This window comes from Streptomyces sp. NPDC030820 (genome assembly GCF_055572075.1).
This window is the reverse complement of the sequence record NZ_JBVIEB010000014.1, coordinates 176,453-192,819: the sequence shown is the minus strand read 5'-3', so window position 1 is coordinate 192,819 and position 16,367 is coordinate 176,453. Positions and strand designations below refer to the sequence as shown.

The window sequence follows — 16,367 nt, the reverse complement described above, 5'->3', positions numbered from 1 at the left end:
CTAGCGTGGCCGCATGACCGCAGAGCCCACCGTGACCTCCTTCGCCGGACTCCACCACCACCCCGGCGAGCCGCTCCTCCTGCCCAACGCCTGGGACCACGCCTCGGCCGGCGCGCTCGCGGCCCGCGGCTTTCCCGCGATCGGTACGACGAGTCTCGCGGTGGCGGCGGCCGTGGGACTGCCCGACGGTCAGGGCGCGACCCGCGAGCACACCCTGCGCCTCGCCCTCACCCTCGGCTCGGAGCCGTACCTGCTGTCCGTCGACGCCGAGGACGGTTTCGCCGACGACCCGGACGAAGTGGCCGAGTTCGCAAGCGAGTTGTGGGCGGTGGGCGTGGTCGGCATCAATCTGGAGGACGGACTGGGGCCCGTGGACCGGCACGCCGCGAAGATCGCCGCGGTGACATCGGCCGTACCCGGCCTGTTCGTCAACGCCCGCACGGACACCCACTGGCTGGGCGACGGTGACGAGACGGACACCCTGCGCCGGCTGGATGCCTACCAACAGGCCGGTGCCGACGGGGTGTTCGTGCCCGGGCTGACCGACCCCGAGCGGATCGCCGCGCTCGTCCGGCACCTCGACGCCCCGCTCAACATCCTCTACTCGCCCACCGGCCCCACCGTCGCCCACCTCGCCGACCTGGGCGTCCGCCGCATCAGCCTCGGCTCGCTGCTCTACCGGCGGGCGCTCGGCGCGGCCCTGGACGCGGTGACCGAGATCGCCGCCGGACGTGCCCCGGGCGGCACCACCCCCACCTACGCCGAGGTCCGCGGACTGGAGCGCAGCGTGTCGGCGAGGAGGTCCGCGAACGCCGACGGATGATCCAACGTGCCCAGGTGCCCGCCCGGGAACTCGGTGAACGCACCGCCCAGCCGCTCGGCGAGCGACACGGCCGTCCGGTGCAGCACCCCGTCGCGCGAGTCGGCGCCGGCGGCGAGCGTGAGCGTGCCCGGTGCGGCGGTGAAGGCCGGCGCGTACGACGTGAACGGGCGCAGTACCCGGGCCAGGAACACGCCGTACGGCGTCGCCGACTCGCCCTCCGCGGGCGGGCGTCCGGGGCCGTCCAGCTGCCCGATCAACTCGGCCCGCCGCTCCGCCCCGTCGGGCAGCACCGTCACACAGGGCGCTTCGTGCGCGACCACGTGCGCCAGCCGCCCGGGGTGCCGGGCGAGCAGGTCCAGAGCGGTGATGCCGCCGGAGCTGGTCCCGAACACATACGCTGACCCGCCCTGGGGCAGCACCGCCTCCAGCACCCGGTGCGCGCCCTCGCTCCAGTCGGCCACCCGCTGCCCGGGGACCGGCAGGCCGAGCCGGCCGTGGGCGAGGCCCAGCGGGTCGTACGTCACCACGGTGAAGTGCGCGGCCAGCCGCTCGGTCAGCGGCCCGAGCCCCATCGGATGCCCGGCCCCGCCCGGCAGGACCAGCAGCACCGGACCGCGGCCCGAGACGTCGTAGTGAAGCGGTTCAGTCATCGTTCCCCTTCTCCCGGGGCCAGTGGGTGAGGGCCAGGTGCAGGGCGTCGATCGCCTTGTCCCAGGAGGCCCGTACGTCCCGGTCCGCGCCGAAGCCGCCGGAGGACTCCAGGGCGCAGTAGCCGTGGAAGGTGCTGCGCAGCAGGCGTACGGCGTCGGTCAGGTCCGGTTCCGCCAGGTCGTAGGCGCGCAGCATGCCGTAGGTGATCTCGGCGGTGCGGCGCATCGCCGGGGAGTCGGCGATCAGGGACTGGTCGATGCGGATCTGAGTGGCCGCGTACCGGCCGGGGTGCTCCAGGGCGTAGGCGCGGTAGGCACCGGCGAAGGCGGCCAGCGCGTCCTTGCCCGCGCGGCCCGCCACGGCCGCCGCGATCCGGTCGATCAGCTCGCCGCCCGCGTGCAGCGCGAGCCGGGTGCGCAGGTCGGCGAGGCCCCGGACGTGTGAGTACAGACTCGCGTCCTTCACGCCGAAGCGGCGGGCCAGCGCGGACAGGGTGACGTTCTCGAAGCCCGCCTCGTCGGCGAGTTCGGCGGCGGCCGTGACGACACGGTCGGCGGTGAGGCCGGCTCGGGCCATGGGAGCCCCTTTCCCTAAGGCCTCTAGGTTACACCCTAGGCAAGCCAGGAAACCGCCCGGGCTGAAGCGTCCGGGTCCGAAGCGGTCCTGCCGCGAGCCGTGCTGAAGCCGTTCTGCAGCAGCCGGACGCACAGTGGTTCCCGGCCTGTTCGGGAACTCTCGGTGCGAGGTGGTGCCGTATGACGTCGACGACGGACGCGAGGCCCGTGCGGCGGGCGCCGCTCTTCCCCCAGGCGGCACCCCTGCCGGAGTCCGGTTACTGCCCGCCCCCCGGGCAGGTGGACGTCTGGCTGGTGCGCGTGTCACCCCGCCAGTGCGCCGAGGCCGAACGGTCGGCGCACCTCCTCGGTCCGGACGTGGTGCGACGTCTGGACCGAGGGGTGCACCCCCGGCTGCGCCCCCGGGTCCTGCTCGCCGAGGTCACCCTCCGGCTGCTGCTCGCCGCGTGCGCCGGACTGCCACCGCAGCAGGTGCGCCCGCTGCGCGAGCGGTGCGCCGAGTGCCGCGTGCGGCACGGCAGGCAACTGCTCCCCGACATGCCGGGGCTGCACTTCTCCACCGACCACACCGGCGAGACCGTCGTCTGCGCCCTGGCCGCCGCCCCCGTCGGCATCGCCGCGGAGGAACGCGAGCCGTGGGACGCCGGACTGCTCGACGCCGACGCCCTGGCGCCCCAGTTGCACCCCGCCGAACGGCTCGCCATCGCCGTCCAGCCGCCCCGCCGTCGCGGCGCCGCCCTGCTCAACTGCTGGACCCGCAAGGAGGCTTACCTGCGCGGCTGCCACAACGGCCTGGAGGCCGACCGCGGCACCATCTGCGTGGGCCCCGGACCGGGCTACGGCACCCCGCTCGCCCGGGTCGACCGCTGGGCGCTGCTGCCCGTGCCCGCCGGAGCCGGTGTGTCCGCCGCCGTGGCCCTGCGCCAGGCCGGTGAACTGCCGCCTCGCGTCCGGACCTTCGGCGCCGATCTGACCGCGTGGCGGCACTCCGCACAGCGACGGCCCGGCGAACCTTCCCGTCTTCCCCACGAGTTGGAGAAGGGCAACTAGGCCGTCGGCAAACGTTTGTTCAAGTGGCAAGTGCCCCCGGCTTCCCTCGTCGCACTGAGGTTACGATCACGCGCGGACCGTGACACGCGGGTCGACTGGATCCACGGGGGGTGCCAGAGCGTGTCGGTCCCGGCACGCCTCGACGTACAGTGCCGTGCGTCCAGGCGCAGGACGGCTCGATGTCCCCCCGTCGTCGAGTGCTGCCGGTCGATGCAGGCCCTCGGGACCTGGAGACGGAGAACATGACGCAATCGGGGGAGCAGGACCCAGCGGTGTTCCGCGTGCTGGGTCCGCTGGAAGTGCATGTCGGTGACCGGCCCGTGGAACTGGGCGGCCTCAGACAGCAGCGGCTGCTGGCCACCCTGCTGCTGGAACCGAACCGGGTCGTGCCCGCCTCGCACCTCGCCGAGGCCGTCTGGGAGGAGGACCCGCCCGCCACCGCCGCCCAGCAGATCCGCAAGACCGTCGCCGAACTGCGCCGCCGCATACCCGGCGGCGCGGAACTCATCCGCACCGAGGGCGTCGGCTACCGCACGACCGTCGGCGACGACCAGCTGGACTCGCTGCGCTTCCGTGCCCTGCTGCGGCAGGCTCGCGACGGCCGCGGCAGGGACAGCGCGGGCACCGCCGCACTCCTGGAGGAGGCGCTCGGCCTGTGGCGCGGCCCCGCCCTCGACGGGCTCGGCGGACTCGTCGTACAGAGCGCCGCCACCGCCCTGGACGACCAGCGGACGACCGCCGCCGAGCAGCTGTACGCCATCCGGCTCGACCAGGGCGCCGGCTCCGAACTCGTCCCCGACCTCAGGCGGTTCGTGTCCGCCCACCCCCTGAACGAGCGACTGCGCGGCCAGTTGATGCTCGCGCTGTACCGCTCGGCCCGGCAGGCCGAGGCACTGGAGACCTACGCCGACATCCGCCGCCGGCTCGCCGACGAACTCGGCGTGGACCCCTCCGGCGAACTCAGCGGCCTCTACGAGGACATCCTGCGCAACAGCCCCGCCCTGGGCCTGCGTTCCTCGCTGTCCGAACAGGCCCGCGCCGACGCCTTCCGGCCCGCGCCCGTACCCGTGGGCGGGCCGCCGAACTCCCTGCCGTACGACCTGCCCGGCTTCACCGGACGCCAGGAGGAGCTGCGGCTGCTGGAGAAGTGGACCCAGGGCCAGAGCGGCGAACACCTGAAGATCGTCTCGCTGGAGGGGATGGGCGGCAGCGGCAAGACCGCGCTCGCCGTGCACTTCGCCCACCGCGTCCGCGACCGCTACCCCGACGGCCAGCTCTACATCGACCTGGCCGGCTTCTCGCCCGGACGCGAACCCCTCGCCTCCGGAAGGGCGCTGGAAGTACTGCTGCGCACCCTCGGCATCCCCGGCGAGCGCATCCCCGAGGACCCGCTGAGCCGGATAGCGCTGTGGCGGGTCACCACCGCCGGCCTGCGGCTCCTCGTCGTCCTCGACAACGCCGCCGACGCCGCCCAGGTCAGGCCCCTGCTGCCGTCCTCCGCCGACTCCCTCGTCCTGGTGACCAGCCGCAGCCGGCTCGCCGGACTCGACGGGGTCGCCGCCCTCGCCGTCGGCGAACTCACCCCCGAGGACTGCCGGGCGCTGCTCGTCCACACCCTGGGCGCCGAACGCCTCGCCACCGACCCGGCCGCCACCGAGGCACTGATCGGCCTGTGCGGGCGGCTGCCGCTCGCCCTGCGCATCGCCGCCGGACGGTTCGCCGACCGGCCCCGCTGGACCCTGTGCCATCTCGTGCGCCGACTGCGCAACCAGGAGCGCACCCTCGCCGAACTCAGCCAGGGCGACCGCAGCGTGGAGTCCAGCATCCGGCTGTCGTACGACGCCATGCAGCCCGAACGCAGGCGCGTCTTCCGGCTGCTCGGGCTCTTCCCCGGCGACGGCCTCGACGTCGCCGCGGCCGCCGCCCTCCTCGGCACCGACCACTACACCGCCGAGGAGCACCTGGAGGCGCTGGTCGACGTGAACCTGCTCGAACAGCGCACCGACGAACGGTACGGCTTCCACGACCTGGTCCGCAGCTTCGTCCGCGCCCTGCCCGACGAGACCACCCACGCCGAGGACCACCACGCCCGCCGGCGGCTCCTGAAGCACTACGGCGAGCGGGTGCGCGCCGCCCAGCGGGTCCTGTACCGGAGACAGGACGAGCGGGCCGGTGACGGTGACGACAACGACGCCGGGGACGACGGCGGCACCGGGTTCAGCGGATCCGCGCAGGCCGTCGACTGGTTCAACCGAGAGCGCGGCAACCTCGTGGCGCTGCTCCGACTGGCCCGCGACACCGGCCTGCCCCGGGAGGGACTGCCCCTCGTCCGGCCGCTCGGCGCGTACCTCGCGGTGAACGGCAATCTGCACGACCACCTGGACGTCGCCGAGACCGGGGTGGCCCTCGCCCGTGCGCTGGGTGAGACCGGGCCACTGCTGGACATTCGGACCGAGCTGTGCATCGCGCTGTGGGGGCTGAGCCGCTACCAGGAAGGCATCGCGGCCTTCCGGCAGAACAGGGAACTGGCCCGGAGCGTGGGCGACACCGAGACCGAGGCGATCTGCCTGCGCGGCATCGGTGTCATCCTCGGCGAGCTGGGCGAGTACCAGCAGGGGCTGGAACTGCTGGAACGCGCCGCGGAGATGCACCAGGTGCTCGGCGATCCGCGCCGGGTCGGCATCGCTCTGTTCAACATCAGCTGGACGAGCGGGGTCCTCGGCGACTACGAGCGGGCCGCTCGCTGCGCGGACGAGGCCGTCGCCCTGATCCGCGCCGCCGGGGACGAGGTCCTTGAGGTGGACGCGCTGCTCAACGTGGCCCACGCGCAGGCCGGTCTCGGCCGGCTGGAGGTGGGCCTCACGGCGCTGGCCCGGGCCGAGCACCTCGTCGCCCGGCACCGCACCCGGCCCCGGCTGGCCCGGCTGGCCGCCCGCTCGGCCGAACTCCTCGCCCTCGCGGGCCGCCACCGGGAGGCCCGCGAACACGCCAACCGGGCGCTGCGGCTCAATCGCATGGAGAGCTCGCCGTTCCTCTCCTCGCGCGTGCACACCGCCGCCGGGCTGGTGTACCGCGCGGGCGGCGATTTCGCGCACGCGCTCGACCACTTCCAGAAGGCGTACACCCTGGCCTCCGGCATCGGCCGGCGGCTGGGCGAGGCGCTCGCCCTGCAGGGCATGGCCGACGCGCACGAGGCCCTCGGCGACACCTGCCGCGCCCGCACCGACCGGGAACTGGCCCGGGCGCACTTCGAGGCGATGGGCGTACCGCGGGGGTTGCTGAGGACCTGCTGAGGCTGTGCTGACGGCCTGTAAGGACGGTTCCGGCCGCGGGCCGGTGCACGGCTGACGTGTCGTGCGGCGCCCGGGCCGCCGTACGGTGGTGCGCCGGGCGCCGACGCCGCGGTCAGCCGAGGACGAGCGACGGTGCGCCGGCCGGTGTCCTGTTGCCCACCTCCGGGTCGGCGACCACACTGTGCCCAGCCGGGGAGTGCCCGTGGGCGGTGGCGGCGAACGGCAGCAGGGCAGCGACGGCCACCAGGGCGATGACGGCACGCTTGAACACGGATCCTCCTAGGGACGGGACAGGGCGGGCACACGGCTGACGTACGGCCGGCGTACGAGGCCGGCGCGGAGCCGGCAGGGGCCGGCACACGGGTGGAACCCGTGCTGGGCCGGACATCCGGTCCGGCGACGGCCGGGTCCGGCTCGCTGCCTCCACCCTCGCCCCGCCCTGTTCCGAAGGAGTACCGGGAACGCTCCGCCGCCCTTCCCGGCGCGGGATCGGGAACGGAACGGGCCTGGCCCACACTGCCGGTATGCACGCAGACCCCGTCATCACCCGCGAACCCGAGCCGCTGCACCACCTCGTGCACCGGCCCGGCCCCGCCCTGGGCGCGCCCGCCGCGGCCGGGCCGGTGCGCCAGGAGTTCGGTCTCGCCACCGTGCTGCCCCAGCCCGCGCCCCCGTTCGCCGAGGGCACCGGTCCCTGCCACGACCCCTGCGTCCCCGTCGAGATCCTGCGCAAGATGGCCCTCTTCGTCGCCCACCAGCACTTCGACGTGCCGGCCCGCCGCGAGACCGCCTTCGCCGAGGCCGCCCTCGCCCTCGACCCCGCCGACGCCTGGCGGCGCGGTGCCCTGCCCGCCCAGCTCGACCTGGACCTGACCGTCGACCCCGTCGACGTCGTGGGCGGGGTGCCCCGCGGACTGCTGTGCCGCGCCGGACTGCGCGTGGACGACGTCCCGTGCGGTACCGCGAGCGCCCGGCTGGTGTTCCTCACCCCGGGCGTGTACCGCCTGCACCGCACCCAGGGACGGGACAGGGCACTGGACGGGCTCGAAGCAGCCGGATCATCACCTGGTGCGGACGGGCCGGGTTCGCCGGTCGGAGCGGCCGACGTGGCCCGCACCGACCCCCGCGACGTGCTGCTGACCGGCGTCCGCCACACCGCGGACACCCTGACCGCACACGTCCGCCCGCACCCCGGCCGCCTCCTGCGCCACATCAACGGCGTCGGTGACCACATCCCCTCCCTGGTGCTGATGGAGGCCACCCAGCAGGCCGCCGTCCTCTTCGCCCAGCGCGAGCGGTCCCTGACCGCCGGCTCGTGCGTGCTGACGCAGTGGCAGGCCCGCTTCCAGGGATTCGCCGAACCCGACCTGCCCCTGCGGCTCGATCTGCGCGCCCGTGCCCCGTACCGCACACCGGACGGACCGCCCGAGCTCCGCGTCGACGTGCAGCTCACCCAGCACACCCACCAGGTGGGGGTCGTCCGGATGACCGTCGTCCAGGACGTCTGAGACGTCCGGACATCGGGAGAACACACGGGAGAAGTCAAGAGGAGAACGAGGAGACACGGGGGACATGAACCGCTACCGCCTGCTGGGGCCGCTGGAGGCCGAACCGGCCACTCCGACGGCCGGAAAGGTCCGCACGGTGCTCGCCACCCTGCTGCTGCGCGCCCGTGAGGTCGTGCCCAGCAGCACCCTGATCGACGAGGTGTGGCCGGACGGTCCGCCCCGCTCGGCGCCCGGTGTGCTCCAGGTGTACGTCTCCCAGCTGCGCACCGTGCTCCAGCCACCGGGCCCCGGCTCGGCCGCCCGGCTGCTGGTTCACGTGCCGCCCGGCTACCGCCTGGACAGCGCACCCGGCGACACCGACCTGGAGGTCTTCGCCCGGCTGGCCGGGCAGGGCCAGCAGGCATACGACGAAGAGGACTTCGCGACCGCCGCACGGCAGCTCGGCCGGGCGCTGGCGCTGTGGCGGGGCCCCGCCTTCTCCGGGGTGCCACAGGGACCGCTGCTGTCCGCGGCGGCCGTCCGGCTGGAGGAACAGCGGCTCACCGCGCTGGAACGCCGGATAGCCGCCGAACTCCGGCTCGGCCGGCACGCCGCGCTCGTCGGCGAACTCCTCGGGCTCACCACGGAACACCCCTACCGCGAGGTCTTCCACGCCCATCTGATGGTCGCCCTCTACCGCTGCGGGCGGCAGGGCGAGGCGTTGCACCGGTACGACAGGCTGCGCCGCATGCTCGCCGACGAGCTCGGCACGGACCCCGGCCCCGGGCTGCGCCGGCTGCACCAGCGGATCCTGCGGTCCGACCCGGCCCTGCTCACCGCCCCGGCGGCGGACCGCGACACGGGCGCCCGGTCCCGACTGCCGGAGCGCGTACGGCAGTTCATCGGCCGGGAGCGGCTGCTGACCGAGGCCGGTGCCCTGCTCACCGGTGGTGGCCCCGCCGGTCCGGCCGTCGTCCTGCTCGCCGGGACGGCCGGCGTGGGGAAGACCGCCGTCGCCCTCGAACTCGCCCACCGGCACGGTGGCGCGTTCCCCGGCGGCGCGGTGTTCGCGGCGGTCGCGGCGGAGGAGGACCGGAGCGGCCGCGCCCTGCGCGCGATCCTGCGCGCGCTCGCACCCGACGCGGCCGACGGCGCGGACGCGGACATACGGCACCGGGTCGCCGAGGCGCTGCGGGAGCCGCGCCGCCTCCTGGTCCTGGACGGCCTCGACGGCCCCGACGCGGAAACGGAACTCACCGCCGTCACCGCGCTCCTCCCCGCCGGCACCCTCTTGGTGACCACCCGCCACCCGCTCACCGGCCCCGACGGAACCCGCCACCTGCCGGTGGAGCCCCTCCGCCAGGGGGAGGCGGAACGCCTGCTGCGGGCGGTGATCGGGGCGGGCGCGGAGGAGGACGCCTCAGTCGGGGCCGGTCACGGTGAGGGCACGGGGGGCTCGGGTCAGACCGGGGCGGGTTCTGACGACGCCTCGGGGTACGTCTGGTTCGGTTCCGTATCCGGCACGGCCCCGGGCGGGCTCGGTCCCGGCACCGTGGAGCCCGGAGCCGGTGCCGAGCCCGCGGGGAGCGGGGCCGAGAGCGGAGCCGGAGCCGACGGGGTCGGTGACGACGAGGCCGTGCGGGATGTCGTAGGGGCCTGTGGCGGGTTGCCGGCGGCCGTGCGGGCCGCCGGGATGCGGCTGGCCGAACGGCCGCACTGGTCCCTGCGGACCCTCGCCGACGCGCTCACGGACCCCGGAGCCCTGCTCGACCTGCCCACCCGGGATGCGGAGGGCCCCGACCTCCGGGCCCGGCTGCTCGGCGCCTGCCGGCCGCTGTCGGCACCCGCCCGCCGGGCCTTCCGGCTCAGCGCGCTCGCCCCACGCGAGGGCTTCCCGCTGTGGACCCTGGCCGCGCTGCTCGGCGCCGACCCCACCCAGGCCGCGGGCGTGGCCGCCGAACTCACCGCCGTCCACCTGCTGCTGCCCCGGCGGCAGGGCGGCGGGGCCGAGCCGTGGTACGACTGTCATCCGCCGGTCCGCGCCCTGGCCCTGGACCTGCTGCACACCGAGGAGCCGGCGGAGAGCCGCAGGGCAGCCGTACGACGGCTGGCCGGCGCCTGCGCCGCGATCGCCCACTACGCCGACCGCCTGCTCGCCCCGGGCCGCGGGCCGGCGAAGGAGCCGGAGGCCGAGGCGATGCCCGGCTGGCTGGACCCCGCCCGGATCGTCGCCGGCGACCCGGCCGCCTGGTTCGGCACGGCGCTGCCCGGCCTGACCACCGCCGCCGGACACGCCCATGCCGCCCGCCTGTGGCCGCAGGTCTGGCGGCTGGCGGACGCGGCGAGCGGCTACCTGGAGGCGGGCGGGCACTGGGACACCTGGGCGCAGCTGCTGCGGGCGGCCCGGGACGCCGGACGCCGGGCCCGCCGCCCCGACGTGCTCGCCGGGGTCGAGCGCTCGCTCGGCGATCTGGCCTGGCAGCGCCGCCGTATCGAGGAAGCCGCCGCGCACTACCGGCAGGCCCTGGCGTACGCGGACCTCGCCGCCGGCGGTGCCGAGGCCGGCCGGGCCCTGGTGGGACTCGCCGACAGCGCGCTGAGCGCGGGGGACCCGGCCGGGGCCGAGGCGCTGTACCGGCAGGCACTGGAGCCCGCCCGGCCGGACGGGACCGCCGCGGGCGACGAGCGGTGCCGTACCGACGCGCTGCGCGGGCTCGCCCTGGCCGAACTGGCGGCCGGGCGGCTGCCGGAGGCGCTGCAGGGGTTCACCCGCTTCACGGAGGCGGCCGAACGGCTCGGCGACACCCGCTGGCTCGACTACGGCCACCGCACCACCCGCCGCATCCTGCGTGACCTCACCGCCGCCGAGCACTCCGGGTCCCCCGGCGAGCCGCCGGCCCTGGAGGTCCGCCCCGGGGTCTGGCTCATACGGGAGCCGGTGCCGGGATGACGGCAGGTCAGGCCACCGGCCCACCACGGAAACTCCGCGAGCGGACGCGCGCTCCGCACAGGCGCGGGCGCCACCGCACCGCCCGCCGCATCCTGCGTGACCTCACCGCCCGAGCACTCCGGGCCCACCACGGAAACTCCGCGAGGGGCGCGCCCCGCACAGGCGCGGGGAACCGTGCGGGCGACCACAGTGCATCCGCACCCGGCGCAGCACCGAAGCCCTCACTCACCTGCCGCGATGAAGCCACTCTGAAGCACCCCCCGGCAGCGTGTCCGATCGGTCGCCCGTCCGTGCGGCGGGCGCCGTGCCGCATCGCGGTGGCCCGCCCCCACAGGACAGCGAACCGAGACACCGGGACCACGAAGGTGACCTGAAGATGACCACCGACACCACCACGCTCCCCGCCCCGGACCCCCGCCCAGGCGCCGACCTGTTCGCGCAGGCGCCCTGCCGCGGGCTGGACCCGGAGCTGTTCTTCCCCGTAGGCGAGGGTTTCGCCGCCGCGCAGCAGGTGCGCCGCGCCAAGGCGGTCTGCGCCGGCTGCCCGGTGCGCCGCGCCTGTCTGCGCGAGGCCCTGCGGGTCGGGGACACCGAGGGAATCTGGGCGGGCCTGACCGCGGCCGAACGCCGCGAACTGCATCAACTGGCCCGCGCCCAGACCCCGTTGTCCCGCGTCACCCGCGCGGCGCTGGAGCTGCTCGCCGGCCGCCCGGCCCGGATGCGCAACGCGGAGAAGCCCGCCGTCGCGCTCGCCCTGGTCGGCCACGGCTGGAGCGAGGAGCGCGCCGCCGGCGCGGTCGGTGTCAGCCCGCATGTGGTGCGGCAGGCCCGCGAGACGGTCCGGCAGCTGAGCCGGACGCTCGATGCCGCATGACCGGCACCGCTCCGGCGCCCCGGCGCGTCTCGGAACTGCGCACCCGCCACCGCGTGATCCACGGCCACCGCATCGCCTTCCGCATGGCCGGCCGGGGCCCGGCGGTGCTGCTCATCCACGGCATCGGCGACACCTCCGACACCTGGGCCGACATCCTGCCCGGGCTGGCCCGCGACCACCGGATCATCGCCCCCGACCTCACCGGGCACGGCGCCTCGGACAAACCCCGCGCCGACTACTCGGTGGCCGGATTCGCCAACAGCATGCGCGACCTGCTCACCGTCCTCGGCATCGAACGGGTCACCCTGGTCGGCCACTCCCTCGGCGGCGGCGTCGCCATGCAGTTCGCCTACCAGTTCCCCGAGCGCTGCGAGCGCCTGGTCCTCGTCGGCACCGGCGGAGTCGGCCGCCAGGTCACCCCGCTGCTGCGCGCCGCCACCGTACCCGGCGCAGAACTCGCCCTGGCCGCACTGCAGTTGCCCGGCATGCGAATCCCACTCGGGCTGCTGGTACGGCTCGCCCGGCTGGTCGGCGGCGGACTCGCCCTGGACGCGCCCGAACTGCTGCGGGTCGTCGAGGCGCTGCCCGACGGCCCGTCCCGGCAGGCCTTCGTCCGCACCCTGCGCTCGGTGGTGGACTGGCGCGGCCAGGTCGGCACCCTGATGGACCGCTGCTACCTGGCCCGCGGCATGCCGACGATGCTGGTGTGGGGGCGGCACGACGAGGTGGTGCCGGCGATCCACGCGGGCCTCGCCCACATGGCCATGCCCGGCAGCAGGCTGGAGATCTTCGACGGCGCCGGGCACTTCCCGTTCCGCCACGACCCGCAGCGCTTCCTCGCCCTGCTGAAGGACTTCATCGCGCACACCGAACCGGCCCGGTACAGCGCCGAGGAGTGGCGCACCATGCTCCGCGCCCGCCGCCCGCACCCACGCAGCACGACCGTCACACCACCGGCCCTCCCGCACGCCGTATGACACACCGGCCGTACGGACGGCCCGCCCCCGGCCGCGTGAAGCGGCCCTGAAGCCGTCCGGCGCAGCATCGACGCAGATCCAGGGGCAGCCCGCAGGCCCCGAGACATCCACGAGGGGAACAACCGTGCCCGCCTTCACCAACTTCACCGACCTGGTCCTCGACCGGTGCCGGCAGCGCCCCGACCGGGACGCGTACGTGTTCCTGTACGACGACGGCGCCGACGTCCGGCCCGAGCACCTCACCTACCGCGAACTCGACGCCGAGGCACGGCGGTTGGCGTCCTGGCTGCAGGGCCGCGGCCTGCAGGGCGAGCGGGTGCTCATGCTCTACGACCACGGGCTCGCCTTCACCAAGGCCTTCACCGGCTGCCTCTACGCCGGTGCCGTCGCCGTGCCCTCCCCGCTGCCCGGCGGGCACGGCCAGGCCTTCTCCCGGGTCACCGGCATCGTCCGGGACGCCGGGGTGCGCACCGTGCTCACCGACCGGGCCAGCGCCGAGGAGGTCACCGACTGGCTGGAGAGCGAGGGCCTCGGCGAGGTCGAGTGCCTGGTGACGGACGAGCCCGGCTACGGCGACCCGGACGCCTGGCGGGCCCCGGAGATCGAACCGGACGACCTCGCCTTCCTGCAGTACACCTCCGGCTCCACCAGCGAGCCCAAGGGTGTGATGGTCTCCCACCGCAACCTGCTCGCCAACGAGGAGGTGCTCGCCGTGGTGCTGGGCACCGACAGCGAGGACCGGCTCGGCTCCTGGCTGCCGTACTTCCACGACATGGGCCTGATCGGGTTCATCCTGCACGCCCAGTACCTGGGCACCACCCTGGTCCAGATGGCCCCCGTCTCCTTCCTCAAGCGTCCCATGCGCTGGCTGGAGATGATCAGCCGCTACCGGATCACCGTCTGCGGCGGCCCCAACTTCGCCTACGACCTGTGCACCCGCCGCATCACCGACGAGCAGCTCGCCACCCTGGACCTGTCCTCCTGGAAGGCCGCGGTCAACGGCGCGGAGCCGATACGCGCCTCGTCCATACGGGAGTTCGCCGAGCGGTTCGCCCCGGCGGGCTTCCGCGCGGAGGCCAGCCACCCCGGTTACGGCATGGCCGAGGCCACGCTCGGCGTCACCGGCTCCGAGATCGGTGTCGCCCCGCGCGTGCGGTCGGCGTCCGCCGAGCGGCTGGAGCGCGACGAACTGGCCGACGCCGCACCGGGCGAGACCAGCCGTACGGTGGTCAGCTGCGGCCGGCCCTACGGCTTCGACCTGCGCATCGTGCACCCCGAGACCCGCGAGGTGCTGCCCGAGGGCCGGGTCGGCGAGATCTGGCTGCGCGGCGAGAGCGTGGCCCGCGGCTACTGGCGCCGCGAGGAGGTCAACAAGGAGATCTTCGGCGCGCTCACCAGCGACGGCGAAGGACCGTTCCTGCGCACCGGTGACCTCGGGGTGCTCGACGACGGCGAGCTGTACGTCACCGGGCGGCGCAAGGAACTGCTCATCTTCCAGGGCCGCAACGTCTACCCGCAGGACATCGAACAGGCCGTCCAGGCGCTGCTGCCCGCCCTCGCCACCGGCCCCGGCTCGGTGTTCACCGTGGAGGCCGACGGCCGGGACGTCGCGGTGGTGCTCCAGGAGGTACGGCCGCGCGACGTGGCCGGCACCGACCTGGAGGCGCTGGTGCAGACCGTCCAGTGGGGCGTGTCGCGGGAGTTCGACGTGCCCGTCGGCGGCGTCCTGCTGGTGCGGCCCGGCACCATCCGCAAGACCACCAGCGGAAAGATCCAGCGCGCCCTGATGAAGCAGTTGTTCCTCAAGGGCGAGATCACGGCGGTGCAGGAGGTGCTCACTCCGGAGGTGGCCCGCCTGATCGGCCGTGAACTGCCCGCGGCGGTCGCCTAGCCGCATAACGGTACAGCCCCGCGCCCCTTCGGGGCGCGCCCCCCAGAACCGAGAGAAGGACGAACCCGATGGACACGGTGCGGAACACCCCGGTGCGGCCCGCCCCGGCCCCGCCGGTCTCCCGGCCCGGCTCCCGGCCCCACCCCGGCGAACTCGCCGTACGGGAGCGGATCCGGCGGATCGAGGAGGCCTTCGGCGACCCCTGGGATCCGCACAACCCCACCGGGCACGCGGCGCTGCTGGAGGCCGACGCCCGGCGGGCCGTGCCCTGGCCGGGGCTGCGTGCGCTGGAGCGGGCGGAGCTGACCGCCGACCTGGTGCCGGACCGGCTCGGCGGCCGGCTCGCCCGGGCCGACGGCTTCGCCCGCATCCTGCGCCATGTCTTCCGCCGGGACGCCTCCCTCGGGATCGGGCACGGCCTCATGTCGTACATGGCCGCCGCCCATGTGTGGACCGCGGGCGACGCCGCGCAGCAGCGGCGCACCGCCCGACTGCTCCTGGACGGCGGCTGGATGACCAACGCCTACCACGAAGTCGCGCACAGCAACGACCTGTTGCGGGAGGAGTACCGGGCCCGCCCGGTCCCCGGCGGCTACCGGCTCTCCGGCCGCAAGCACGCCGTCTTCAACGGCGCCCGCGCCGACGCCCTCACCCTGGTCTGCCGCACCGCCGACGGACCCGGCACCCGCAACTACTCGCTGCTGCTGGTCACCCGCGCCGGCCTCGACCCGGACCGGGCCCGGGAGCTGCCCCGGCAGCACACCCACGGCGTCCGCTCCTGCCATGTCGCCGGCCTCGACCTGCGCGACTGCCCCGTCGACGACGGCTGCCTGATCGGCACGGAGGGCGACGGCGTCCGGCTCACCCTGCGCTCCTTCCAGGCCGTGCGCGGGGTCGCCGCCTCGGCGCTGATCGGCGTCGCGGACACCGCGCTGCGCACCGCCGTACGGCATGCCCTGCGCGAGGCGCCCGGCGAGCGCCCGCGGTCGGTGCTGGCCGGCGCCTTCGCCGACCTGCTGCTGTGCGACGCGCTGGCCCTGGCCGCCACCCGCGCGCTGCATCTGCTGCCGGAGGAGACCAGCGTGCTGGCGGCCTGTGCCAAGTACCTGGTGCCCCGGGTGCTCGACCAGGCCCTGCACGACCTGTCCAGCGTGCTCGGCGCCCGCCGCTTCGAGCGCACCGGCGAGGCCGGCTTCTTCCAGAAGGCCGTCCGCGACCTGCCCGTGGTGGGTCTCGGCCATGCCGGCACCGCCGCCTGCCAGGCCATCGTCGTCCCGCAGCTGCGGCAGCTGGCGAGCCGGTCCTGGCTGCGGGACGAATGCGCGCCCGCAGCGCTGTTCCGGCCCGGCGCCGACCTGCCTGCGCCGGCCGCGGCCGACCTGCTCAGCCTGACCGCGCCCCGGGAGACCGTCAGCGGCTGGCTCACCCGGGCCGGCGGGGCCGAACTCCGTCCGGCCGGCGAGGTGTTGCTCGCCGAGTTCCGCGCGCTCGGCGAGGCCTGCCGGACCCTCGACGCCAAGGCCCCGCGGGGCGGTCCGGCCCTGGCCGACCGGTACGCGCTGCTGCTCGCCGCCGCCGCGGTCGTCGCCGTGCACACCGAGAGCGCGGACCCGTTCCTCGCCGACCCCGCCTGGGCGCGGGCCGCGCTCACCCGCATCGCCCACCGGCTCGGCCACAGCGTCCCCGGCCCGGCCGAACCCTGGGCGCAGCCGCTCGGCGACGAACTGCTGCGGCGCGGCGCCGAACAGCGCACCTTCGACCTCTACGCGACCCCCGTGCCCGGCTGATCTGCGCAC

The 16,367-nt window shown here is 75.1% G+C and carries 12 protein-coding genes; 9 read left to right on the top strand and 3 right to left on the bottom strand.

The annotated features are described in order from the left end of the window. Positions 1 to 13: 13 nt before the first annotated feature. The gene (locus ACZ418_RS33475) at positions 14 to 823 is read left to right on the top strand and encodes an isocitrate lyase/PEP mutase family protein (protein WP_468370672.1); all 810 of its coding nucleotides are present in this window, start codon (positions 14 to 16) and stop codon (positions 821 to 823) included. On the opposite strand, the gene ACZ418_RS33470 is transcribed toward ACZ418_RS33475, so the two are convergent. Then, entirely contained in the window at positions 757 to 1,473 is a 717-nt protein-coding gene (locus tag ACZ418_RS33470) for an alpha/beta fold hydrolase (protein WP_468370671.1), read from the bottom strand. The two genes, ACZ418_RS33475 and ACZ418_RS33470, sit on opposite strands and share 67 nt — an antisense overlap. After that, positions 1,466 to 2,050 (bottom strand): TetR/AcrR family transcriptional regulator, encoded by a 585-nt coding sequence (locus tag ACZ418_RS33465; protein ID WP_468370669.1) that lies wholly within the window; start codon positions 2,048 to 2,050, stop codon positions 1,466 to 1,468. Before ACZ418_RS33465 ends, ACZ418_RS33470 begins: the two co-directional genes overlap by 8 nt. 179 nt (positions 2,051 to 2,229) lie before the next feature. On the opposite strand from ACZ418_RS33465, the gene ACZ418_RS33460 reads away from it, so the two are divergent. Together ACZ418_RS33460 and ACZ418_RS33455 are read left to right on the top strand one after the other, a co-directional pair. After that, the gene (locus ACZ418_RS33460; RefSeq protein WP_468370668.1) at positions 2,230 to 3,099 is read left to right on the top strand and encodes a 4'-phosphopantetheinyl transferase family protein; all 870 of its coding nucleotides are present in this window, start codon (positions 2,230 to 2,232) and stop codon (positions 3,097 to 3,099) included. Positions 3,100 to 3,341: 242 nt separating this feature from the next. Continuing rightward, positions 3,342 to 6,392, top strand: a complete 3,051-nt coding sequence (locus ACZ418_RS33455; RefSeq protein WP_468370666.1) for an AfsR/SARP family transcriptional regulator — start codon at positions 3,342 to 3,344, stop codon at positions 6,390 to 6,392. Positions 6,393 to 6,504: 112 nt separating this feature from the next. On the opposite strand, the gene ACZ418_RS33450 is transcribed toward ACZ418_RS33455, so the two are convergent. Beyond that, the gene (locus tag ACZ418_RS33450; protein ID WP_468370664.1) at positions 6,505 to 6,663 is read right to left on the bottom strand and encodes a hypothetical protein; all 159 of its coding nucleotides are present in this window, start codon (positions 6,661 to 6,663) and stop codon (positions 6,505 to 6,507) included. A gap of 253 nt (positions 6,664 to 6,916) precedes the next feature. Here ACZ418_RS33450 and ACZ418_RS33445 point away from each other — a divergent pair, with 253 nt between their 5' ends. From ACZ418_RS33445 to ACZ418_RS33420, 6 genes are all read left to right on the top strand, one after another. Next, positions 6,917 to 7,900, top strand: a complete 984-nt coding sequence (locus tag ACZ418_RS33445) for an AfsA-related hotdog domain-containing protein (RefSeq protein WP_468370663.1) — start codon at positions 6,917 to 6,919, stop codon at positions 7,898 to 7,900. Between the two features lie 64 nt (positions 7,901 to 7,964). Continuing rightward, positions 7,965 to 10,829, top strand: coding sequence for an AfsR/SARP family transcriptional regulator (locus ACZ418_RS33440; RefSeq protein ID WP_468370661.1), 2,865 nt, complete (start codon positions 7,965 to 7,967; stop codon positions 10,827 to 10,829). A gap of 376 nt (positions 10,830 to 11,205) precedes the next feature. Continuing rightward, a complete protein-coding gene (locus ACZ418_RS33435; protein ID WP_468370659.1) occupies positions 11,206 to 11,703 on the top strand; it encodes a WhiB family transcriptional regulator in 498 nt (165 codons plus the stop codon). Beyond that, the gene (locus tag ACZ418_RS33430) at positions 11,700 to 12,680 is read left to right on the top strand and encodes an alpha/beta fold hydrolase (RefSeq protein WP_468370658.1); all 981 of its coding nucleotides are present in this window, start codon (positions 11,700 to 11,702) and stop codon (positions 12,678 to 12,680) included. The genes ACZ418_RS33435 and ACZ418_RS33430 overlap by 4 nt, the downstream gene beginning before the upstream one ends. Positions 12,681 to 12,804: 124 nt before the next feature. Next, complete coding sequence (locus tag ACZ418_RS33425) at positions 12,805 to 14,571, top strand: fatty acyl-AMP ligase (RefSeq protein WP_468370656.1); 1,767 nt, start codon at positions 12,805 to 12,807, stop codon at positions 14,569 to 14,571. A gap of 68 nt (positions 14,572 to 14,639) precedes the next feature. Next, positions 14,640 to 16,358 carry an acyl-CoA dehydrogenase gene (locus tag ACZ418_RS33420; RefSeq protein ID WP_468370654.1) on the top strand — a complete coding sequence of 573 codons (1,719 nt, stop codon included), beginning with the start codon at positions 14,640 to 14,642 and terminating at the stop codon, positions 16,356 to 16,358. Positions 16,359 to 16,367 lie beyond the last annotated feature (9 nt).